This is a genomic window from Mycoplasma sp. CSL10137, from assembly GCF_017116845.1.
In the GTDB taxonomy this organism is placed as follows: domain Bacteria; phylum Bacillota_I; class Bacilli_A; order Mycoplasmatales; family Metamycoplasmataceae; genus Mycoplasmopsis.
Window position 1 is genome coordinate 15018 of record NZ_JAFIRE010000005.1, and the last position, 23804, is coordinate 38821.

The 23804-nt window shown below is 27.6% G+C and carries 22 protein-coding genes and 1 riboswitch; of the genes, 19 read left to right on the forward strand and 3 right to left on the reverse strand.

The features are described 5' to 3' along the window. Positions 1 to 95 precede the first annotated feature (95 nt). The 12 genes from secY (at position 96) to JXZ92_RS03880 (ending at position 9372) form a co-directional block, all read left to right on the forward strand. Entirely contained in the window at positions 96 to 1511 is a 1416-nt protein-coding gene (secY, locus tag JXZ92_RS02925) for a preprotein translocase subunit SecY (protein WP_205852281.1), read from the forward strand. After that, positions 1505 to 2143 carry a nucleoside monophosphate kinase gene (locus tag JXZ92_RS02930; protein ID WP_205852282.1) on the forward strand — a complete coding sequence of 213 codons (639 nt, stop codon included), beginning with the start codon at positions 1505 to 1507 and terminating at the stop codon, positions 2141 to 2143. Before secY ends, JXZ92_RS02930 begins: the two co-directional genes overlap by 7 nt. 61 nt (positions 2144 to 2204) lie before the next feature. Next, a complete protein-coding gene (map, locus tag JXZ92_RS02935) occupies positions 2205 to 2951 on the forward strand; it encodes a type I methionyl aminopeptidase (RefSeq protein WP_205852283.1) in 747 nt (248 codons plus the stop codon). Positions 2952 to 2967: 16 nt separating this feature from the next. Beyond that, positions 2968 to 3168 carry a translation initiation factor IF-1 gene (gene infA, locus JXZ92_RS02940; protein WP_371813988.1) on the forward strand — a complete coding sequence of 67 codons (201 nt, stop codon included), beginning with the start codon at positions 2968 to 2970 and terminating at the stop codon, positions 3166 to 3168. Positions 3169 to 3185: 17 nt separating this feature from the next. Then, the gene (rpmJ, locus tag JXZ92_RS02945) at positions 3186 to 3299 is read left to right on the forward strand and encodes a 50S ribosomal protein L36 (RefSeq protein WP_174893073.1); all 114 of its coding nucleotides are present in this window, start codon (positions 3186 to 3188) and stop codon (positions 3297 to 3299) included. A gap of 19 nt (positions 3300 to 3318) precedes the next feature. Beyond that, positions 3319 to 3687, forward strand: a complete 369-nt coding sequence (rpsM, locus tag JXZ92_RS02950; protein WP_205852284.1) for a 30S ribosomal protein S13 — start codon at positions 3319 to 3321, stop codon at positions 3685 to 3687. Between the two features lie 2 nt (positions 3688 to 3689). After that, a complete protein-coding gene (gene rpsK / locus JXZ92_RS02955) occupies positions 3690 to 4079 on the forward strand; it encodes a 30S ribosomal protein S11 (protein WP_174893071.1) in 390 nt (129 codons plus the stop codon). A 35-nt stretch (positions 4080 to 4114) separates the two neighbouring features. Continuing rightward, on the forward strand, positions 4115 to 5125 hold the full coding sequence (locus JXZ92_RS03870; protein WP_205852285.1) for a DNA-directed RNA polymerase subunit alpha: 1011 nt from the start codon (positions 4115 to 4117) through the stop codon (positions 5123 to 5125). A gap of 1 nt (position 5126) precedes the next feature. After that, a complete protein-coding gene (gene rplQ, locus JXZ92_RS02965) occupies positions 5127 to 5495 on the forward strand; it encodes a 50S ribosomal protein L17 (protein ID WP_174893069.1) in 369 nt (122 codons plus the stop codon). Between the two features lie 89 nt (positions 5496 to 5584). Further along, positions 5585 to 6313, forward strand: coding sequence for a class I SAM-dependent methyltransferase (locus tag JXZ92_RS02970; protein WP_205852286.1), 729 nt, complete (start codon positions 5585 to 5587; stop codon positions 6311 to 6313). A 36-nt stretch (positions 6314 to 6349) separates the two neighbouring features. Further along, on the forward strand, positions 6350 to 8722 hold the full coding sequence (locus JXZ92_RS02975) for an MYPU_1760 family metalloprotease (protein WP_205852287.1): 2373 nt from the start codon (positions 6350 to 6352) through the stop codon (positions 8720 to 8722). Next, complete coding sequence (locus JXZ92_RS03880) at positions 8722 to 9372, forward strand: DUF402 domain-containing protein (protein WP_205852288.1); 651 nt, start codon at positions 8722 to 8724, stop codon at positions 9370 to 9372. Before JXZ92_RS02975 ends, JXZ92_RS03880 begins: the two co-directional genes overlap by 1 nt. 26 nt (positions 9373 to 9398) lie before the next feature. On the opposite strand, the gene recO is transcribed toward JXZ92_RS03880, so the two are convergent. Then, positions 9399 to 10070, reverse strand: coding sequence for a DNA repair protein RecO (gene recO, locus JXZ92_RS02985; protein WP_205852289.1), 672 nt, complete (start codon positions 10068 to 10070; stop codon positions 9399 to 9401). Between the two features lie 124 nt (positions 10071 to 10194). Here recO and JXZ92_RS02990 point away from each other — a divergent pair, with 124 nt between their 5' ends. Genes JXZ92_RS02990 through JXZ92_RS03010 form a run of 5 tightly spaced genes read left to right on the forward strand, consistent with a single transcriptional unit; the run spans position 10195 to position 16911 of the window. Then, positions 10195 to 10509, forward strand: coding sequence for a hypothetical protein (locus JXZ92_RS02990; RefSeq protein ID WP_205852290.1), 315 nt, complete (start codon positions 10195 to 10197; stop codon positions 10507 to 10509). Beyond that, positions 10509 to 12158, forward strand: a complete 1650-nt coding sequence (locus JXZ92_RS02995) for a DAK2 domain-containing protein (RefSeq protein WP_205852291.1) — start codon at positions 10509 to 10511, stop codon at positions 12156 to 12158. The genes JXZ92_RS02990 and JXZ92_RS02995 overlap by 1 nt, the downstream gene beginning before the upstream one ends. Before the next feature lies 1 nt (position 12159). Further along, positions 12160 to 13131 (forward strand): phosphate acyltransferase PlsX, encoded by a 972-nt coding sequence (gene plsX / locus JXZ92_RS03000; RefSeq protein ID WP_205852292.1) that lies wholly within the window; start codon positions 12160 to 12162, stop codon positions 13129 to 13131. A gap of 2 nt (positions 13132 to 13133) precedes the next feature. Continuing rightward, positions 13134 to 13967, forward strand: coding sequence for a ribonuclease III (gene rnc / locus JXZ92_RS03005; RefSeq protein WP_205852293.1), 834 nt, complete (start codon positions 13134 to 13136; stop codon positions 13965 to 13967). A 7-nt stretch (positions 13968 to 13974) separates the two neighbouring features. Continuing rightward, positions 13975 to 16911 (forward strand): AAA family ATPase, encoded by a 2937-nt coding sequence (locus JXZ92_RS03010; protein WP_205852294.1) that lies wholly within the window; start codon positions 13975 to 13977, stop codon positions 16909 to 16911. Positions 16912 to 16971: 60 nt separating this feature from the next. On the opposite strand, the gene JXZ92_RS03015 is transcribed toward JXZ92_RS03010, so the two are convergent. Then, entirely contained in the window at positions 16972 to 17835 is an 864-nt protein-coding gene (locus JXZ92_RS03015; protein WP_205852295.1) for a hypothetical protein, read from the reverse strand. Next, positions 17835 to 18761 carry an RluA family pseudouridine synthase gene (locus JXZ92_RS03020; RefSeq protein WP_205852296.1) on the reverse strand — a complete coding sequence of 309 codons (927 nt, stop codon included), beginning with the start codon at positions 18759 to 18761 and terminating at the stop codon, positions 17835 to 17837. Before JXZ92_RS03020 ends, JXZ92_RS03015 begins: the two co-directional genes overlap by 1 nt. A gap of 293 nt (positions 18762 to 19054) precedes the next feature. On the opposite strand from JXZ92_RS03020, the gene ffh reads away from it, so the two are divergent. Together ffh and JXZ92_RS03030 are read left to right on the forward strand one after the other, a co-directional pair. After that, the gene (gene ffh / locus JXZ92_RS03025; protein ID WP_205852297.1) at positions 19055 to 20395 is read left to right on the forward strand and encodes a signal recognition particle protein; all 1341 of its coding nucleotides are present in this window, start codon (positions 19055 to 19057) and stop codon (positions 20393 to 20395) included. A 265-nt stretch (positions 20396 to 20660) separates the two neighbouring features. Next, positions 20661 to 20827, forward strand: a riboswitch (Lysine riboswitch). Positions 20828 to 20936: 109 nt separating this feature from the next. Then, entirely contained in the window at positions 20937 to 23741 is a 2805-nt protein-coding gene (locus JXZ92_RS03030; protein WP_205852298.1) for an OppA family ABC transporter substrate-binding lipoprotein, read from the forward strand. Positions 23742 to 23804 lie beyond the last annotated feature (63 nt).

Consider the following 23804-nt stretch of genomic DNA (forward strand, 5'->3'; position numbering starts at 1 on the left):
TCAATAGCAGTTGTTTATGCAAATATATTGGTTAAATTTAATAATTTTAAAAATAGAAAAATTTTATATAATTAAAATACAAAAAAGAGGTAACATTGGATAGTTTAATATTATATATAAGACGTGGTTTTAGAGCATTTTCTAAATCATGAGTTTCTTTTTGAAAGACAAAAGAATTATTAAAAAAAGGAATTTTTACATTATTATTTTTGGTTATTTTTATTTTAGGAACTTCTCTTACAGCTCCTTTCATTAGAATTCAAAATCAAAATCAACTATCAGAAAATTCATTTTTAAATACTTTAAATTTAATAGGTGGTGGAGGTTTAAGGCAATTTTCGCTTTTTGCTTTAGGAATAAGTCCGTTTATTAATGCATCGTTAATTATGATGATTTTACAGTCTAAAATTTTTCCGCCAATCTACAAATTGAGTCAAAGTGGTCCGCAAGGTCGTAGAAAAATAAACATCATTACTCGTTTAGTTACTCTAATTATAGCTTATCCACAAGCTGTTTTCTTAGTCAAGTCATTATCTGCGCAAGGAACAAGAGGTTTTATCGAAATTGTTGGAACAAACATTTTAAGCGAATCTACTTTAATATATTTTATAATTCCAATCATTTTAACATCTGCTTCATTGGTTGCGTTATTTATTTCGGAACAAATAACTAACAAAGGTATAGGGAACGGGACTAGTTTAATTATTTTTACTGGTATAGCCGCAAGGTTACCGTATCAATTTAAGAATGCGGTAGAGTATTACATTGGTGGTAATGGCTCTAGTGGAGTTATGACCGGTATAATTGATGTTGTTACATATTTTAGTGTTTATTTATTGACTATTTTAATAATTGCTATATTTTATGTAGCGGAACGCCATATTCCGATTCAACAAGTTGGTGCAGGACGTTCAAGAAATCGTAAAGAAATGGGTAAATTACCTATTAAAGTTAATCCTGCAGGAATTATGCCAATTATCTTTGCTATGATGGTTTTATCATTTCCTACTATGATTGCAAATTTACTTCCAGAGACAAGTATAGCGAAACAATGAATTAATACTAATCTTCAATTTACACAACCTGTAGGATTTACTTTACTAGTTGTGATTGTTTGAGTATTTTCATTATTAATGGGAATTCAACAATCAAAAGTCGATAAAATAGCCGAAGATTTTACAAAAAATTCAACTTTTATACCTGGTATTAGACCAGGAGAAGAAACTCAAGATTATTTAATAGGTACAGTTTTTAGATTAAGTGTATTTTCTTCTATTTATTTATTAATTTTAGGAAGTATGCAATTTGTACAAATAATGGCCGGTATTCTTCCACAAAGTATTGCTTTTGGTGGTACAGGATTAATGATTTTAGTTTCTACAAGTATTGAAACTTTAGATCAACTTAAAGCAAGAAGAAAAACAATGCGTTTAGCTAGAGCAAAACGTCTATCGAGAGATATTAATGATATTAACGATGTAAACAATGTAGATGAAGGATTATTGTGATAACAAAAAATTTAATTTTTATGGGTCAACCTGGTGCTGGAAAAGGTACAGTGGCAGAGTTAATAACAAAAGAAACTAATTTAGTTCATTTATCAACTGGTAATATTTTTAGAACAGAAATAAAAAATAAAACAACACTAGGATTAAAAGTTCAAGAATATGTTAATTCTGGAGGATATGTTCCAGACGAAATAACCAACGAAATAGTATTTAATGCTATAAGTAAATTAAAAAATGAAGGTAAATACTTTATTTTGGATGGGTACCCAAGAACAGTACAACAAGCCGAGTACTTAAAAAGTTTAAAAGAATTTGAATTTGATGTAATTGAAATAAGAGTTACTCAAGAAGTTGTTTTAGAACGTCTTGGAGGAAGAAGAACATGTTCTAAGTGTGGTACAGGTTACCATATTAAATTTAAACCAAGTAAAGTTGCTGGAAAATGTGACTTAGATGGTGCTGACTTGATAATAAGAAATGATGATACTGAAGAAAAAATAGTAAATAGATTAAAAATTTATCAAGAACAAACAAAACCATTATTAGACTACTACATAGGCATGAACGAGTTAAAAGTGGTTGATGGAAGTTTAGCTCCAGAACAAGTAGCAAAAAAAGTACTTGGAATTTTATAAAATTTTGTTAAAATTTAGATACTTTTGGTATCTATATTTTTTATACATTTAAGGAGAATTTATGATTCAAATTTTAAAAGAAAATGAAATAAAAAAAATTACTAAAAGTTGTCAAATCTTGGCAGAAGTAAAACAAATACTTTGAGACTTCATAAGACCAGGGGTTTCTTTAGAAGAGATTGATCAATTAGCTTGTAAAGAAATTAAAAAAAGGGGAGCAAATTTATCTTTTAAAGGATTATATGGTTTTCCCGCTACAGCTTGTATATCTGTAAATGAAGAATTGATCCATGGTATTCCTTCCAAAAGAATCGTAAAAGATGGAGATTTAGTTAGTGTTGATCTCGGATGTGTTTGAGAAGGTTACCATAGCGATAGTGCTTTCACAAAAGGTGTTGGCAAAATATCAGAAATAGACCAAAAATTAATTAATGTAGCTAAAGGTGCTTTTGAAGCGGGTGTCGCAGCTATTAAACCAGGGGCACGTGTAGGAGATATATCTTATGCAATTGGACGTTACATTAGAAAAAATAAATTATATACACCATCCGAATTTTGTGGTCATGGTATTGGTAAAAAATTACACCAAGATCCAGATGTTTTTAATTCGGGACATGCAGGTACAGGTCCATTATTAAAAGATGGAATGGTTATTTGCATTGAACCTATGATAACTCAATCAAAAAATATTTATATTAAAAATGATGGGTGAACAGTTGTTAGTGAAGATGGTACTAATACAGCTCATTATGAACATACTGTTTTAATTAAAAACGGAAAAGGTGTTATTCTTACGAAAGGAATTTAATTTGGCTAAAGACGGATTAAAAATAAAAGCTGTTGTAAAAGAAGCTCATACAACAGATTTATATACTGTTGAACTTGAAAATGGTTTAACAATTAAAGCTCACATTTCTGGAAAAATGAGAGTTAATCATATTAGAATTTTACCAGGTGATACAGTTGATGTTGAAATGAGTCCTTACGACTTAACTCAAGGTCGCATTGTGTATCGTCATAAATAAAATCGAGGAGATACAAAATGAAAGTTAGAGCAAGTGTTAAAAAAATCTGTAAAGATTGTAAAATTATCAAACGTAGAGGAATTAACCGTGTAATTTGTGTTCAACCAAAACACAAACAAAGACAAGGTTAATATTTAAGAAAGGGAAAATATGGCTAGAATTTTAAACGTTGAAATTCCTAATGATAAACGTGTTGTTATATCACTTACATACATATATGGAATTGGTAAATCAACAGCACAAGAAATTTGTGCACAAGCAGGAATTGATGAAAACGCAAGAGTAAAAGACTTACATGAAGATCAATTATCTAAAATTCGTGAAATCGCTAAAAATTATGTAACAGAAGGTGATTTACGTAGAGAAGTAACATTAAACATAAAACGTTTAATGGAAATTAAAAGCTACCGTGGTATAAGACACCGTAAAGGTTTACCAGTACGTGGACAATCTACACAAAAAAATGCACGTACACGTAAAGGTCCAAGAAAAACAGTAGCAGGAAAGAAAGGTAAATAATAATGGCTCGTAAAACTAAAAAGAAAAATATTGTTAGTGGTGTAGCACACATTCATTCTACAAACCAAAATACCATTGTTACATTTGCTGATGAAAATGGTAATGTTATTGCTTGATCTTCTGCAGGAAGCATCGGTTACAAAGGAACTAAGAAAAAGACTCCTTATGCTGCTGGTTTAGCAGCTCAAGCAGCAGCTGAAGCTGCTAAAGAACACGGAATTAAAACAGTTAAAGTTGAATTGAAAGGTTTAGGTGCTGGTAAAGATGCAGCTAGAAAACAAATCGAAGTTGCAGGAATTACAGTTACTGAAGTTAAAGATGTAACACCAGTTCCACACAACGGTACAAGACCACCAAAAAGAATTTTAAAACGTGAACGTGCAAAAAAATAATTTAAACCAAGTTTAAGAGGAAAGGAAATCTAAATATGGAAAAAATGAAACCATTATCATATAGAAAAAAACCAGAATTTAGAGTTGTTTCAGACAATGAAGTAACATTTATATTAGAAGGTTTAGAAAGAGGATTTGGTAAAACTTTAGGTGTAGCACTTAGAAGAATGATTATATCAAGTATGCCTACTTTAGCACCTTTTAGCGTACGAATAGAGGGTGCTGAGTTTCATTACAAAGCACTTAAAGATGTTACTGAAGACGTTCTATCATTAATAATGAACCTAAGAGAAGTTAATTTTACATATTCCCCATCATATGTTGCTGATGATGAAATTGTTAAGGTTAAACTTAAATCAAATGAAATTGGACAAATCACTGCTAAATCAATGGAAGTAAGCAACCCTGGTGTTCAAATTATCAACCCAAATCAATACATCGCTACAGTTAATTCACCTGATGCATTAAATCTTGAATTGTTTCTTCGTGTAGGACGTGGGTTTATGTCTGAAGAAGAAAATAAAAATTACATCAATGATAAAGATTTAAAATCAAAATTAGAAACAGATATTAAACGTGCTGAATTTTTAGCAGTTGATTCTAATTTTGCTCCAATTAAGGCTGTAACATGAGATGTTAAAGAATTAAACTCCGATTCAACTAAAATTGAAGAAGCTTTAGAATTTAAAGTTGTTACAAATGGTTCAATTACTGCAAAAGAAGCTATAAAATATGCTTCAGAAATGTTAATTGGATTATTTAGAGTTATTGGTGGTGTTGAAAATATGGAAGATGTTCAAATTTTCGAAGAACCAAAAGTTGAAGAACCACAACAAATTGAGGATGATTTAGATATTACACAACTTGGTTTATCTGTTCGTTCTCTAAATGCACTTAAGAAAAGTGGTAAGAAAAAACTTAGTCAAGTTGCTGAAATGAGATTTGAAGAACTTGAAGGAATTAAGAACTTAGGTAAGAAATCTGTACAAGAAATTATTGAAAAACTTGAAGAACATGGTTTACAATTAAAAGAGGGAGAAGAATAATATGGCTAATCCAAAACAAATTTATTCACGTAATACAAAATGAAGAAATGGTGTGATGCGTTCACTTACAAGTGAATTATTCGCAAACGGTCACTTAACAACAACTTTAACAAGAGCTAAAGAATTAAGAAAACATGCTGAAAAAATGATTACTAAAGCAAAAAACCCTACATTAGCTAATGTCCGTGTAATTACAAGTTATGTAAGACCTATTACTGTTAAAAATTCAGACAAAAAAGTTTACAAACATTTAATTGACACTATTGCACCAAAATACAAAGAAAGACAAGGTGGTTATACAAGAATTATTAAATTACCTAAACGTCTTGGTGACAATACAAGAATGGCAATTATTGAACTTGTTGATTAATTCAAATAATAATTAAATATTCGGATTGTTCCGAATATTTTTTATTTCAAATACTAAAATAACAAGTTTTATTTTGTTATAATAAATAAATGAATTTTAATGAAAATAATAAGAGTGTTTTTGAAGATGATCAAACAGTAGTTAGATATGCTAAATCAAATTCTTCAATAGGTCTTTGAAAATCTGAAGAATTTATTTTTGATAAGTATTTCAAAAATAAAAACTTCAAATTACTTGACATAGGTTGTGGAACAGGTAGAACAACATTCGGGCTAATAAAAAAAGGATTTACTAATATTCTTGGTGTTGATATTTCATCTAATATGATTGATACTGCTAAATATTTAGCAAAAAACGATAATATAAATGTTAATTTTGAGATAGCAAATGCCTCAAAATTACATTATGCAAATAATTCATTTGAATATGCTCTTTTCTCTTTCAATGGATGACCCGGAATACCTAGTGAAGAAGGAAGAATAGATGCTATAAACGAAATATATAGAGTTTTAAAATCTGGTGGAATATTTATTTTTTCAACAATTATTAGAAATGAGGATACATACATTAAACCTAAAGATGAAATAGTACTAAAATGTAGTGAATTTAAAATAAAAAATTATGGTGATCATATTTTTTTAAATGAAAATAATTTATGCGATTTTATGCATTTATATTCTTATGAAGAATTAATGCAATTATTAAATAAAACAAAATTTACAATTTTAGAAGTTATTGACAGAGATAAAAATTTTTTAGAAAATTATAAAGTAAAGGAATTTGCGAATAATACTCATTTTATTATTTTAAAAAAATAATATAATTAATATATCGATAAAAATAAGGAGAAAAAGATGAAAAATAAGTTATCATTAATCAAAAAAATTGCAGCTAGTTCATTGTTAATTTCACCAATTTTATTAACAATAAGTTGCGAGCCGATCGATTTTTTATTTGGTAAGAATGATTCAAAAGAAACTACAAAAACTGACTCTGGAATCGTAATAAAAAACGATGGAACTTCAAATACTTTTGATGCAAATAACGGATTTGATCAAGCTCCAAAAGATACAAATAATAATACTGACACCGCAAATGTTTCGAATGATAATACATCTAATAATGATGTTATTTCTGAAAACGACAACCAAAATAAACCAATAGACGAAATACCAACAGATTTGAGTGATGATTCTGATAATCACAAAATAAACGAGGAAAATTCAAAGAACGAGCAAAAAGATAATAAAGAAAATGAACCTTCAACTAGAAAGCTTATCGATATTAATTTATTCCCTATTTTAAAAAATGAAGCATCATATGGAGATTCACTTTCTAGTGAAGAATTATATAACGATTTGGTTAAATTAAATGATACCTCTATTGATAGCTTGGATGATATAAAGGAAATGAAGACAAATGATGGACGTTTTTACTACGAATATCAAGATCCTTATACAAAAATATTTTTTAGAGATTTTTCATATTATACAAATCAAAATGATCATAGATATTTACTAGGAAAAAGCGGAATAGTTAAATTAGCCCAAGAGTTTAAGAGAAAAATACCATTTGGTACAGAAGTTTTTGATCTTGATGGTATTAACATCAATGATTTTAAAATCATTGGTAAAAACGCAAACGGACTTTATATACCTTCTACAAAAACCATTTATATTAATGGATCTATTTTAAGCGAACAATCTTTTAACGAATATCAAAGAATAGGCGGAATTATGCCTACTGTTTTCCATGAGTATATTCATCATTGAGCTACATCATATGCTGAAACAGGTTTGCTTAGTGATCCTGAGATTGAAGTTACAAGCACAACCGATGATATCGATGATAAAAAAAGAATTGATATTTATTATGATCCTAATTCAAATTCTAAAGATAATCATACCCATGGTTCAAGACAATATTGAAATGCATTTTTTACAAATAAATTTTACAACTTATTAAACTATGATGTAGACAAAAAAGGTTTTATAGATTATGAAACTTTATCTCTATTTGGTGGTCCTGATTTAGCTCTTAGAACAGAATTAAGTTTTATGTATAGAAAACTTTCTGCAAACGATTTATGAAATATTTCTAATTCGAAAACAGGTCCACAATATCTTAAAAATCCAGAAAATTATGTTAATTTATCATACTCTCCAAGCGAATCTTTTAAATTAGATTATTCTAAAATTAAATATTATTATTCGTTGACTGAACTTTTACCTAGAGAATATTTAAAATTTGCTTATGAAGCGTACTTTAATATGAATCATGTAAACGAAGCATATGAAAATAGATTTACAAATAAATCAAGTATTGGTTGATTTGGTCTTCATTCTTACAAAGAAGATAATAAGGATAAAACTTTAATTTTTTCACCTTCAGCAAATGCTGATGATTGAAGTAAAGTGTTTTTGAATAATTTTGATTCCTTTAGAAGACAATACATGTTTCAAGATGGTAAAATAGACCCTAATACTGGCGAGCCAAGATTAAGTGCTATAATGTATCCTACTTCGGTTTTTGATATTTCAACTTTTAAATATACCGAAAAAACAGGAGTTAATTATAACGGAAGATATCTTATTGGTCAATTACCTGAATATAAAACTAAAAGTAGGTCAGAAGATTTTTATAAATTATTTTTAAAAACAATGGGTTATGGTAAAACAATTTCTCAAATTTATTTCGATAATGATTTTGAATGAGTTGCTTCTAATGGAGTTTCAATTGATGAAGCAAAAGCAAAAACAATAAAATTTACTGGATTTTTAGATAACAAAAATGTTAGTGGTATAGTACTTAAAGATTCTAATAATCAAATTTACAAAACAATCGGTATTGAATATTATGATTTATTCAATTTCTTTGGTCATAAGGATTTTGATCAAGGAGCAACATTGATAGATCCAAATACTAACAAAAATACCAAAGATAGAGAAAATCAAATAGCAAATCGTTTATATCCAGAAAATAAAAATTATTTTCAATATATAACAAAAGAGTTTGTCAATATTAAAAATAATTCTCTAATTTATTTATGAACTGATTTAAATAAAAACGGTATCGTAGAAGAAGATGAATTGAATAGCGAACAAATAACATTACCAGAACAAAGATGAGTATCATCACAAAGATCTAGTACAACAAACACTACATTATCTAAATATAAAGTGATAAAAGATGAAAATAACAGAACAAAAATAGAGGAATACACTTAATGAAATGAGACTTTAGTAAAATCCAAATTGGACAAATGGTTAATATTCAAGCATATAAACATAACGGAAAATTATATCGTCAATGATCTAATGCTAAAATAATTTTTCATAATAAAAGGCATATAGTTCTTTCGTTAAAGGGAACTAGGGTTGTAGAGACTTCTAAAAATTATAAGGGTTGAAAATACAAGGAAGACGCCATTTGGTTCTTTCCTAAAGAAAGTTTATATAACACTATTGTATTAATCAAAAGAAAATTAGGCTATTCATATTATACAAATTTAGCTTCAAGACCCATTTTTGAAGATAATACAATTAAATTTATCGATTATGATTTAGATATTAAAAGTTATCCTAATAGAGATTTACAAATTGTGGATAAAGAAGAGTTTAAAGAAAATTCTAAGTTATATAATTATCCAGAACAATTAAAAAAAGATATTTATAATGAATTAACAGAAGTAATTAATTTATATAATAAGGATGAATATTTTTTTAACGAAGGGATTATTGCATATTATTTAGAATTAATGTTAAAAGATAAATTAATTGATTTAAAAACATATAATATATATACCAAAAAATATAAAAATAGTTATAGTGAAGAAACAGAAATGTTTAACAAGTTAAATAAATATTTAAAATATTAGTTAACACTTTTGGTGTTAACTTATTTTTATATAATGTGTCCTGATTCTTTGATTAAAACATAAAATTCTGATCTGATTTTTCTGTCTAAATTATAATCTGCAATTTGTAAGTATTTGTCAAAATTATGAAATAAAGATCAATAAGCATTAAGTTCCAAATTAGTTTTTATATAGATATGACCGTGTTTATTACAAATAAAACCGCCTTCTGATGCTTGAAAATCAATTAAATTTTTCCTTGAACCACAAATTCTACATTTATTAAAAATTGGAACAATACCAAAATAAACGGTACTTTGAACGTAGATAAAAGTAACGAATTTATTGGAGTTTTCAACGTTAAATTTGTCAAAATAATCCTTGTATGAATCAAATAAATGATTCGGAAAATTAAAGTTTAAAAATATATTTTTTATTCTTAAAAATGAACTATTTTTTTTCTTGTTTGTTATGTCAAAAAAATGAGTAATTGTCACTTTTTTTAGACGGCCAATTTTATCTTTTAATCGACTTGGAAAATATTCAATTTCTACAATTGAACCTGGTATTAAATTAGCTCTATTTTTTGAAGAAATTTTATTTAGTCCTTGAGCAAAAAGTCTTAACATACCTTTGCGTGTAAAAAATGAAACTATAAATCCATTTTCTTCTATTTGTTTCACTTCTAAAACTATTCCAAATTTAATGCTAATAGGCATAAAAACTCCTTTTTACATTAATATTTTACTAGAATTAAATTTTACTAAAAAACTAATAATGTTGTAAAATATAACTAATACTTAAATAAGTACTTATTTTTATATACTAGAATAGAGGTTTTAAGTGAAAATAAAACAAGCAAGCGAATTATTTTTTAAAATAATCACTTCAATTCCTGGTATTCATGCAATTCATGAATTATCAAATGATGAAAGAATTACAAAAGATATTGACGATGATAATGTAGAACTAATCGACCGTATTTTTGCTTATGAAAGTACTCCAAATGTTTTTAATTTTAAGTTAGCTATAACTATTTTAGAAGGTGTAAATGTTAACTCATTAAATACTGATTTGTATAAAAGAGTACAAAGGACTTTTAAAAAAAATAAAATCTCGTTAGATAAATTAATAATAATAGTTAAAGGAGTTAAATAATGAGTAAAAAAACAATTAATTTAACCGGATATGAATTTGCACAGGCTATCATTTCAGGTGCAACTGCACTCCAAAATGCAAAAAATCAAATTGATGCTATGAATGTTTTTCCTGTTCCTGATGGAGATACCGGGACTAATATGTCTTCAACTGCTTACGGTGCAATCGAACTTTTAAATTCATATGATAAAAATATTGACATCGCTACTGTTACTAAGGAATTAGCTCATAGCATGTTATTTGCAGCAAGAGGTAATTCTGGTGTAATTTTAAGTCAAATTTTTAAAGGATTTGCAGAAGCGTGTAAAAATAAAAAAACATTAAATTTAGACTCATTATTAAAAGCTTTTAGAGGTGCAACGGAAGCTGCATATAAATCGGTTTTTAAACCTGTTGAAGGTACAATGCTTACTGTTATCAGGGAAACAACAGAAGATTTAGAAAGAGAGTTTTATCGTTTTGATAGTAGTAGAGTTACAATTAATGAATTTTGATCAAAACTTTTAAAATTTATGCGCGAAAGTTGTGACGAAACTCCTAATAAACTTAAGACCTTACGTGAAGTTGGAGTAACTGATAGTGGTGGAGAAGGTTTGTTTAAAATATTCTGAGGGGTAAATGAATATTTTAATGGTAGACCAGTTAAATTAGAAGAAAATGAAAATGTAAATGTTTTTTTAAGTAGCGAAGAAGTTTACAACGGTGAATTTGGTTATTGCACAGAGGTTTTAGTTGATTTGGATAAACCAAAAGATTTTGATAAAGAGTCTTTTACAAAGAAACTTGAAATGATAGCTAATTCTTTAGTAGTTGTAAATGATGATAATATTTTGAAGGTTCATGGTCATACTGTTAAACCTGGAGATATGCTTAATTTTGTTCAAGAATTTGGTGAATTTATTAAAATAAAATCAGAAAATATGACACTTCAAGCGAATGGTTCTAGAGAAAATGCTAAGGTGATAAAAAGTAATTTAGAAAATTCTAAAAGAAATTTATGTGGAGTTGTCTCATGCAATTTAGGTTCAGGAATTATTCAGAGAATGAAAGATTTAGGTACTGATTTTGTTGTGGAATCAGGACAAACCCAAAATCCTTCTGCTCAAGATTTAATTAACGCTATTAATTCGGTTAATGCTGATACAGTGTTTATTTTGCCTAATAATTCAAATGTTATTTTAGTTGCTCAACAAGCCGCTCAAGTTGTTCGTGATAAAAACATTATAGTTATACCAACAAAAACACAAATTCAGGGTTTGAGTGCCATTTTAAATTTCAACCCAGAAACAAGCGCTGAAGATAATAAAGAATTAATGGAAGAATCGATTGAATTGGTTTCAACAGGGGAAATAACAAAAGCAGTTAGAAACACTAAGATAAATGGTATAAAAGTTAAAGTAGATGATTATTTAACAATATTAAATGGTAGAATTGTAAATTCTAGCAAAAACATAACAAATTCATTAAGAGATTTAGTGTCTAGAATGATTCAAGATGATAGTCAACTTGTAAGTATTTATTACGGAGAAGACGGTAATATTAATGAAGCTAATGAATTAAGTAATTATATTGAATCTAATTATGAAGTTGAAGTTCAAGTTATTGATGGTAGCCAACCTAATTATTCTTATTTAATAGGAGTCGAATAGCATGGAATTTAAATACAAAATAGCTTTGGATGCAAATGGATTAGATTTTGGTTCTATTGAAGCTTTAGAAGGTTCAAAAATATTTGTTAAAGATAATCCAGATACTGAAATACACTTGGTCGGTGATTTTAAAAACATAGATATTAGTTTATTACCTAAAAACATCAAAATTTATCAAAATAACATAAAATCAGCTAACCCAAGAGATATACGTCAAGTGATGCGTGAAAATATTTCTATTAATGAAGCAATCGATTTAGTTAGAAATAATATTGCTCAAGGTATTATTTCAGGTGGTGATAGTGGTTCTTATTTAGCTTCCTTAACTTTCAAGTTGAAAAGACTTGAAAATATTTCTAGACCTGCTTTCATGGGTATGGCTTATTCTATAAGAAATGAAATATTATTAATGTTGGATATAGGTGCAAGTTTGGAAGCTAAACCAGAATATTACCTTGAATGAGCAAAATTAGCTAATAGGTTTTATAAAGTTATGTACAAAGTTGAAGAGCCTAAAATTACTTTATTAAATATAGGTGTTGAAGAATATAAGGGTACTCAAATTTTAAGAGATGCACATGAATTATTAAAAAACGAAAATTTTAATTATATTGGATTTTCAGAACCTAGAGAATTATTGCAAGGTAAATATCAAATTGCCTTGACGGACGGTTATGGCGGTAATTTAGTTACTAAAAGTTATGAAGGTGCATTGTTAACTTTTAAAGATGCGTTAAAAATTCATGTTCAACGTAGTTTTATTAGCAAAATTGGTGCTTTATTAATGAAAGGAGCATTTAAAAAAGTTGCTAAAACCTTCGACTATAGAAATATTGCGTCAGCATGAGTTATTGGAGTTAATGCTCCTGCAATTAAAATTCACGGTGCTAGCGATCGAAAAGCCGTTTTAGTGGCGCTAAACAATATGAAAAATGCATTAGAGTTTGATTTAATGTCTCATTTAAAAGGTTAAATATGGAAGTTAATAAAATAGATAAAGTAAAAAACGAGCAAATATTAGCTAAATTATTACCTTTTATAAAAGGATTAAAAAACGATTATAATTTAAAAATTTCAGAATCATATGCTAAAAAATTAATTAAATGATTTATCAAAAATTTTTATTATGTTCCTAATGAAATTCATCATTACATTTTAGCAACTACACATAAATCTTTCGATCCTAAAGATGAAACAAAAAAAACAAATTATGAGAGATTAGAATTTTTAGGAGATGCTTTTTTACAACTGTACACATCAGATTTAATTTTTAAAAATTTTAAAAATTTAAGTCAAGGAGAATTAACAAGATTGAGAGCTGACATAGTTAATACTAAAACCTTGGCTAAAGCTTCAGATAAAATGAAATTAATCAACATTTTAAGAACCGGTAATGGTAGAATGGAAGAAGAGGTTAAGAATTCATTAAAAGTTAAGGCAGATACTTTTGAAGCTATAGTAGGAGCTATTTATATTGATTTAGGAATAGAATTTGCAAGTAATTTTATTTTTGAACATTTAATTAAAGAAAATATGGAGCATAAAGTTGTAAATAGTAATGAAAAATTAGTCACAGATGAAAATTTAATGTTTACAACCGAAAAAGATCCTAAAACACAATTGCAAGAATATTTCCAAAACATAGATAAAAGAAATATTACTTATGAAACTAGGGAAGAAAATGATAAAATTTTTGTGGCAAAAGCTATAAAAGATGGTATTGTTTATGGCGTTGGTTCTGGAAGTTCTAAGAAAAGAGCTGAAACCGAAGCTGCTAGGGATGCTTTAAAAAAGCTATATAAATATTAGGAGAAAAATGAAATTAATTAAATTTGAAGCACATGGGTTCAAATCATTCGCAGACCCAATTGTTTTGCGTTTTGATGGTGGTGTTGCTGGGATTGTTGGTCCTAATGGTTCTGGTAAAAGTAATATTAATGATGCTATACGTTGAGTTTTAGGTGAACAAAGTTCAAAAGAATTGCGTGGAGATTCCATGCAAGATGTAATTTTTGCGGGTTCTAAAACAGTTCAACCTATGCAAAAAGCAACTGTATCTCTTACATTTGATAATAGAAAAGGTGAAAGTTCTATTCAAAGTGAGTATATTAAAATTACTCGTTCTCTTGAACGTGGAAAAGGTATTAACGAATATTTTATTAACGATCAAAAGGCTTTACATAAAGAAATTAAAGCTTTAGCTATGGAAACTGGTATTGGTAAAAGTTCGCTTGCTATTATTTCTCAAGGGACTGTCTCTGATATCGCAAATTCTTCAGAAGAAGAAAGAAGAAGAATTTTTGAAGAAGCCGCTGGTGTTTCTAAATATAAATTACGTAAGCACGAAGCTACTTTAAAATTGGATAGTTCTGAGCGTTCTCTCGATATTTTAGAAGCCAAAATTAAAGAAATGGATAGACAACTAAAACCTTTAAGAGAAGCTGCTGAAAAAGCTAAAAAGTACAAAGAAAAAGTTGATGAATTACGTTCGGTAGAAATTGGTTATTTAGCACATGAAATCGAACGAAATGAAAAGATATATTTAGACTTATCTGAAGAATTAGTTGGGGTTGAAGAAACTAAATTATCTTATAATAAAGAAATCCAAGAATCAGAAGAAAAAATATCAAGTAAAAGAGATGAAGTTGTTGAATTAGAAGAAGAGATTAATACTTTAACAAGTAAAAAAGAAGCTCTTTCTACAGAAATTCAAATTATTGATAAAACAATAACAGAAAATAATCTTATTAGAGAAATGAAAGTAAATGGTCAAGGTAACTTTAATGAAGAAGAAAGAATTCAAGCGGTTATTGAAGAAGCAACAATAGCTGAAAAGAAAATTAAATATCTTGAAGATAGTTATAATTCTGTTGTAAAAGAAAAAAAAGAAGCATTTGACCTTATCGATGAATACCGTAGAAAATTCAATGATTATGAACGTAAAATAAATAACACTACAAATCAAATTATTTCTATTGAAACAAGATTAAAATTACTTGTTGAAAAGAAAAATAAACAAACTAACCTACACCAAGGAACTAAAAATATTGTTCAAAACAAGCATGTTTTTAGGGGTTATATAGGGTTAGTTAGTGAATTATTTACAGTTGAACAAGAATTTATTCCGGCAATAGATGTTATTTTAAAAGCAGCGGCACAAAATATTGTTGTTGAAAATTCTGATGTTGCTGTTAAGGCTATTAATTATCTTAAAGCAAACGAAGGTGGAAGAGCTACTTTTATTCCTTTGGCGTCTATAAAAGGAAAAAGTGTAAGAGACGATTATTTATTAGTTCTACGTAATAATCCTGGATTTATTGGCTTAGCTAAAGATTTAGTTACTATTGATGATAAGTATAGAGTTTTAAATGAATTTCTATTAGGTAATATCATTGTTGTTTCAGATATTAAAGTTGCAACTCAAATTTCTAATTTAGTTGAGAAAAAATATATGGTTGTTACAAAAGAAGGTGATATCATCAGAGTGGGCGGTGTTATGCACGGTGGAACCAAGGATATCGCAAGTGATTTAATTGGTTTAGACGGGCAAATTAATCAGTTAAAAGAAATCATACCTGGACACAAACAAGTTGTTGAAAACTTAAGAAAAGAAAAAGATAATTTAATTCAATTAATCGAAAGTGAACAAACTAAACATAATTCTCTTGATACTCGTGAATCATTAATGAGAGTTGAAATTCAAAAAGAAGTTGAAAAGTTAAAAAAATACAAATCAACAATTGAATTTTCGGATTTAAACAAAACTCAAAAAGTTGTAGAAGGTAATGTTTCTGCAGAAACTAAACTTATAGAGCTTGAAAACGAGCTAAAAATAGTTAATTTTGATATTGAAACAAAATCAAAAATTAGAAATAAAATTAATGCTGATATAGTTTCGATAGAAGAAGTTAGAAAAAGAACCCAAAAAATGTTGAATACATTACTTAATTCTTTCTTAGAAAAGGAAAAAGCAAAAGCAAAAGCAGAAAACTTATTCAACATACACAAAGATAGATTAGGTTCATTTTACTCAATTACTTTAGAAAATGCTAAAAATAATTTTCCATTAACAATGTCTGTTGAAGCTGCAAAAGAATTGGTTTATGATTTAAGACATGAAATTGAAGAAATTGGTAATGTAAACTTAAATTCTATAGTTGAGTTAGAAGAACTTGAAAAAAGATTCGATGAATATACAAGCAACTATAACGAAGTTAAAGAAGCTAAAAATATTTTAATAGAAGCTATAAAGGACTTAGATAATAATATTATCAATCGTTTAACTAAAATTGTTGATGACGTTAATGTTGAAATGGATGCAGTTTTCCGTTCAATGTTAGGTGGTGGAAAAGCATATGTAGAATTTATTGATCCTAAAAATATTTTAGAAAGTGGAATTAGCATCTTTGCACAACCTCCTGGAAAAACAGTTAAAAATTTAAAACTATTTTCAGGTGGTGAAAAAGCTTTAATTGCTATTTCATTATTGTTTGCAATACTTAAAGCAAGACCACTTCCTCTTTGTATTTTAGATGAGGTTGAAGCAGCTTTAGATGAGTCTAATGTTGTTAGATATGCAGAATATTTACAAAAACTAAAAGAACAAACTCAATTCTTAGTTATTACTCATAGAACCGGAACAATGGCAAGAGTAGATAGCTTATTCGGTGCAACAATGCAAAGAAGAGGTGTTACAAGTTTCTTTAGTGTTAAATTAGAAGATGCTAAAAAATTAACAGAAGTAAACCAATAAGCTAATTAAAATTTATATTAAAAACATCATAATCAACTGTTATGATGTTTTTAATAATTTTTATTTTTTAGTTATATTATAAATTAGTTTGGCTAATTCTTCTTTTTCCATATCTTCATAGCCGAAAATATTTAATTTCTTAGCAATATCATTTAATTGTTCTCTTGGTAGTTCGATAATTTTCTTGTAATTTTCTGAATTTGTATAGTCATCTTTAGAATGTGAATTTCTATTATTGGAATTTTTTTCTTCTTCAGATGAATTAGTTGCATTAAACGAAGAAGGCCCAAAAGGATTGTTACTTCTTATGTTTTCCATAAATGCTTTTTGATATTCTTCCATTGTTTTTACATATTCAATATACTTGAATGCTCTTTGTATTTTATTTAATTTACCATGCAAGAAGAAGATAATTACCATAAATATCACTAAAGATAATATATTAAAAATTAATGAAATTATTGATAAATAATTATTACCTATAGTAGCAAAAGCATTTTGTGTTATCGAAACAATAAAACCAATTATTTTTCAAATTGCTAATCCATAATATATTAATTGTACTCATGAACTAATATGTTTAAAGTTTTTGTTTTTATAGCTCTTAAATACTGACATAATGTATGAAACATTCATAGCTATTAATGATATTGTATAAAAAGTTTGTTGAATTAGCTCGCTATTATAGTAAGCTATTGGTTCTCCAAGTTGTTTATTATTTTTAATTGACTCGCTTATTAATAATAAGTATTGTTCTTTTGAAACTAATAATATTATAAACCAACTAAATCATATTAAACTTAACAATGTTATTGCTAAAGTGTACAAAATAAAATAAATTCTAAAATCTTTTTTTTCGTGTTTTCATAATTCATCGGTTGTTTTGATGTTTTTATATTTCTCATTTCAATTTTGATTAAACATTATAGTGTCCTTTCGCTTTTTAAGAATTCATCAAAGTCGAATGATGATGCATTAAATTCTTTTGGGGTTTTTGAAAATAATTCAATTTTCTTTTGTGTAATAGGATGCATAAATTCTAGTTTATAAGCATGTAATCTTTGTCCGAAATCATCTACTTTTTTACCATAGACAGGGTCGCCGTAAATTGGATTTCCAATGTATTTTAAATGTACTCTAATTTGGTGTGTTCTACCTGTTTCTAATTCGCACTTAACTAGTGTTTTAGGCATTTTATCAATGTAGAAAGTTGATAATTTTTCAACTCAAGTAATTGCGTGTTTTGAATTAGTATTTGTTATTGCCATTTTTTGTCTATCATTAGCACTTCTACCAATTGGAAGGTCTAATTTTAATTTTTTATTTTCAATAATTCCATCACAAATTGCTATATATTTTCTATTTATTTCGTGATTAGCAAATTTTTCTGCCAATAATTGGTGTACTTGATTATTTTTAGCTATTATTAATAAACCACTAGTATCTTTATCGATTCTGTGGACGATACCAGGTCTCAAAACTCCACTTTCATTTGAAAGATTATTTTTAAAATGATACAATAATCCATTTACTAATGTTCCGTTTGGGTGTCCAGGAGATGGATGAACAACTAGTCCACTTGGTTTATCTATAACAGAAATATATTCATCGTCATATACTATATCAAGTTCCATTTGTTCCGGTTCAATATTAATTTCTTTATCAATAACCTTCATTATTTTAATTACTTGATCTTCTCTAACTACAAATTTAGGTTTATTGATGGCAACATCGTCTACTAAAATAGCATGTTCATCAATTAAAATTTTAATATCATTACGTGAAATGTTTGTATTATTTGAGATATATTTATCTATTCTTTCTTTATATTCTACTTTTAATTCAATCATATATTAAATTATACATTAAAAAGGCATATTTTTAAGTTCAATATCAAGGTATTAAAGTTTTCGTTTTTGTATAAAAATTTAAAGCAAATATTTTTTATTAATGTTCATTTATATGGGTTTAATGATAATTAATGCTAATTTACAAATAATAATTTAAACACATTATTATTCAAATTAAGGTCTTATGTATTTTCGCTATTTATTGTTAGTTTATCTTAACAAGCAAAAAATATACATATCAACTAACTAAATTAATAACATAAAATATAACATCTAAATGGTATAATTAAAACATGGTAGGATTTTTAGAAAAAAGAATGCAAAAAGCACTTGAAAAAGTGTCTAAAAAAATAAAGTTAGATGAAGCCGATTTAGTAGCAGTTACAAGAGAAATAAAAATGGCGTTGTTAGAAGCCGATGTTAACTTGCAAGTTGTAAAAGAATTCATAAAGAACGTTAAACAAAAAGTTCTTGATCAAGAGTTGATTGGAAAATTAAATCCTTCTCAACAATTTATTAAAATTTTACATGAAGAATTGGTTTCTATTTTAGGTAATAAAGTTCAAGAGTTTAAAATAGAAAAAAAACCATATATTATAATGATGTGTGGTTTACAAGGTTCTGGTAAAACTACAGCAACTGCAAAATTAGCTTATTATTTTAGAAAGAAAAAACATATTCAAAAGCCATTAGTTGTTGCTGCGGATATTTATAGACCAGCAGCAGTGGAACAATTAGTCACTCTTGCTAAAAGTATACAAGCTGACTTTTATGAACAAGGGGTTAATAATCCTGTTTCGGAAATTGTTGCAAATGCTCTAAAACACGCTAAAGAAAATGATAACGATTTAATTATTCTAGATACAGCGGGTCGTCTTTCTATTGATGAGCCTTTAATGAATGAATTACAAGAAGTTAAGAAAATTGCACATCCAGATGAAATTTTCTTTGTTGCGGATTCATTAAGTGGCCAAGATATAATAAATGTAGCAAAAACATTCCATGAAAAATTAAAATTAACAGGTTCTATAATAACTAAATTAGATTCTGATGCTAGAGGTGGTGCAGCGTTTTCATTAAGATATATTCTTAATTTACCAATTCGTTTTACAGGTACCGGAGAAAAAATTGGTAATTTAGATTTATTTTATCCAGAACGTATGGCAGATAGAATTTTAGGAATGGGTGATGTTATGTCATTGATCGAACATGCTCAAGATAACATCGATCAAGATAAAATGACTAACATGGTTAAAAAGATTTTATCAGGAAGTTTTACTCTAGACGATCTAATGGAGCAAATTAAACAAGTAAAAAATTTAGGTAAATTTTCAAAAATACTTAAAATGCTTCCAGGAAATTTATCTTCGAGAGTAAATGAAGATCAAGTTGAAAAAGCCGAAGAAAAAATGAGAGTATTTCAAATTTTAATTTCATCAATGACTAAAAAAGAAAGAAATAATCCAAGGTTACTTAGACAAGCTTCTAGAAAAGAAAGAATATTGAAAGGTTCTGGTAGAACACCCCAAGAATTTAATAAACTTTTAAGTGACTTTGATTCTATGGTTAAGCAAATGAGTGAAATGGCTAAAAGTTTCAAAAAAACTGGTGGTTTCGGCGGTTTTGGTTTCTAAACTAAAAAGGGTGTAGGCCCTTTTTATTATTGAAAAAATAACTTTTTAGTTAAAAAATAACTTTTTTAAATTGTAAAAAAACTTTTAAAAAATTATTTTACGTGTATAATAATGGTATGAAAAAAGCGTTACAATGAGACTTTATGATTATTATTAACGAAATTATGAATATTAATATTATTCGCATTCGTTAGTTTTATCATTAAAATTTTGTTGTACTAATTATGTATGCATAACAGATTTTAATGTATAAATTGAAATCTGTTATGTCTATAGAGGAGCTACTAATATTAGTAATCAATTGAGCTGGCAAGCATTGATATTGATGAAAGGATATAGTGGCCGAAACTTGCTTAATGGCGATTAAGTTAGTTGGTAGAAAAGCATAAAAGATTTCTACTCTTTGGTTTAACCATTGGTGCTATAGACTTACATTTCTTTAAATTATTGAAAAATAATAAAAAAGTTTTGTATGGTTATATAGCCTATACAAAGCTTTTTTCATATTTAATAAAAATATATATCATATAAAGGAAATAAAATGAAAAGAAAATATTTATTAATGGGTTCTTTAGCTAGTTTATCTACCCTAGGACTAGCGGTTGCTTGTGGAACCTCAGAAAGCAATTCAAGTACAAGCAGTCAAGAAAATAAAGGAGGAGTATCATTTTCAAATAATTTCAATATTTTAGCAAGAAATGGAATTTATTCAACAAATATTAATTCACCTTTTTCGTATAGTAGATCACGTTTTGATTTAAGTAGTTCTTATGGTGGGTATTCATTATCAAATGAAGATACAACATTTGGAAAATTGGTTGAAGTGAAAAATGAAGGAAAAGCTGAATATTCAGAAGAAGTAGAAAGAGATGCATTTGGAACAATAACAAAAACAACTAGAAAAATTACTAGACCATCAACATGATCATACGAATTGAACGTTGCTGATGCTGTTGTTTTAACAGTAGATGGTCACGAATATACTTTTGATAGTGATGAAGCAGAAATTATTCCAAAACCTGATTTAGAAAATAATTTATACTCTTCAATGTGAGTACAAAAAACAAGTGCAAACGAAAATTCAATTAACTCACAAAACTTCTTCGATAAGCTTAAAAAAGCTACAAAAGTTTCATTAAGAATTAGAGATAATGTTTATTGAGTAAATAATAAAGGTGAAGCTACACAGTATAAAATGAGTGCAGAAGATTATTATTTAGGATTTTTAAGAACATATATGTCAAATGATACTTCATATAGACGTTCACACGGTGGTTCATCTGATCTGGATGCTGCATCAAAAGCTTTATATACAAAAAATGGAGCTAAATTATTCGAAGAAAAAGATACTTATTCAAACTCATATTTATTCGATTTATACAAAATTAGTATAGAAAACTTATTAAACGAAGAAAAAACAGTAACAAACAAAGATAATAGAAGTTACTTTAATGTTACAACAAGTGGCGATGATGCTTTAGTTTATGAATGATTTACAAACAACTTTGTTGGTTCATACGAATATGCACCTGCGCCTAGTGCTTATATTAATGCTGTAAATCAAGGCGCAACTCTTCCTGATTTTGCTACAGATTCAACAGTTCAACAACCTGAAAAAGAGCAAAAAATGACTCAAATTAAAGCAGCTACAGATTTAGCTCAAAAATCAGGTATTTACTGATATGGTTTCAACGAAAATTCAACTTTATATTCAGGTAAATATTACTACGAAGGATATAATGGTGACAACTATACAGCCACATACAAAATTAACAATCACTATGCTTTGGAATCATATTATAATGATCCTACAACAGTTAAAGAATTTAGAAGTGTTTATGTTCAACAAACTAAAGAAGGTAAACAATTTGAAATTGATCAATTTAACGCTTATAAAGCTGGTTTAGTTTCTACTATTTCATATTCAAATTTACCAGAATCAAGTAAAAAAGAAGTTAATGAAAATCCAAAATTATTTGGTGTTAATAAACAACAATCATTAAACGCAGATCATAGTATTGGAAATATATTTTCAACTTTAGTGCCTCGTGCAAAAGATAGTGATGGCGCTAATTCTTATGTTAACGAAGTATATTCACAACTTGTATGGGGCCACTCACTTTCTGAAATTGAAGCAGGTACTGCTACAAATGTTTTAGAATATACAACAACTGGAATTGCCGAAGAATTTAGAAATATATTAACAGCAGCTGTTAACTGATCTCACATAACAACAGTTATGTCACCTACAGAAGAAGCTGTTCCATGGTTATCAACATTAGCACCCGACTCAGCAATTAACAGTGATGCGAGCGATAAAAGTGCAACAAATAATAGTCCTAGATATAATTGAGAATTACTTTCTACACTTTTTGTTGTAGATAATCAAACAAATCAAAAAGTAGATTTAGGTGGCACAATTGGAAACGAATTAGAACCTAGTGAATCTACAATCATCGGTATTTCTGATAATGACAAATATAAATCAGGAGCATTTGCTGAATTACAAAAAAGAATGAAAGCGTTGCTTGATAAATTCTATGAAGAACACCCAACGCTCAAAGGTCAAAATGTTGAATTTAAATTATTAAAAAGATATAAAAATTATCCACAAACATATATCGAAATAGTTAAAGGTCAAATTGATACAATCAACCAATTAGATTCAAGATTAAAAGCAACATATGTCGAAGAACTTAGTGATAGCGACTTTTATTCATATTGATTAAAATCATCTTCACCAGTTCATACTGCAGGATGAGGATATGATTATAAATCAATTGGTTCAGGAATTGATGGATTATCATGAGGAATGGGTAAAGCTTTCCCAATCTTAATGAGTGTGTTAGGCGATAGTGATTATAAAGCAAAATTAGAAGCATCATACCCAACGATTGTTAAAGCTGCAAAAAAATTAGGTGATTTTTTAAAACATAATAAAAATACAATTGCACTTTCAATTATCCCAAGTAAAGTTAAATTATTAACAAATGCACAAATGGACCAACTTTCTGATTTACTAGGAACTCAAAAATTTGATGAACAAGGTCAATTAGTTAATTTAACAGAGCAAGATTTAAGTTCTAAAAAATACAAAGATGGTTACACAATATCGGCTCAATTCTTCTCATGATTAAATAATGGTGACACATCATCTGATCACTTTACAAAGAAAGAATTATTAGAATTAGCAAGAGAATTTACTAACCAACAAGGAACAATTGTTAAATTAGCAACAACAGTAACTAAAAATTCATTTGTTACAACAATTTTAAATACTAACTATATTTCACCAGTTGATCAATTAAATTATGTTGATTTAACAAAAATTAGAATAGTTAAATAATAAATTACATATAAAAAACAATTAACCAATTTGTGGTTAATTGTTTGTGTTTTAAAATAAGCA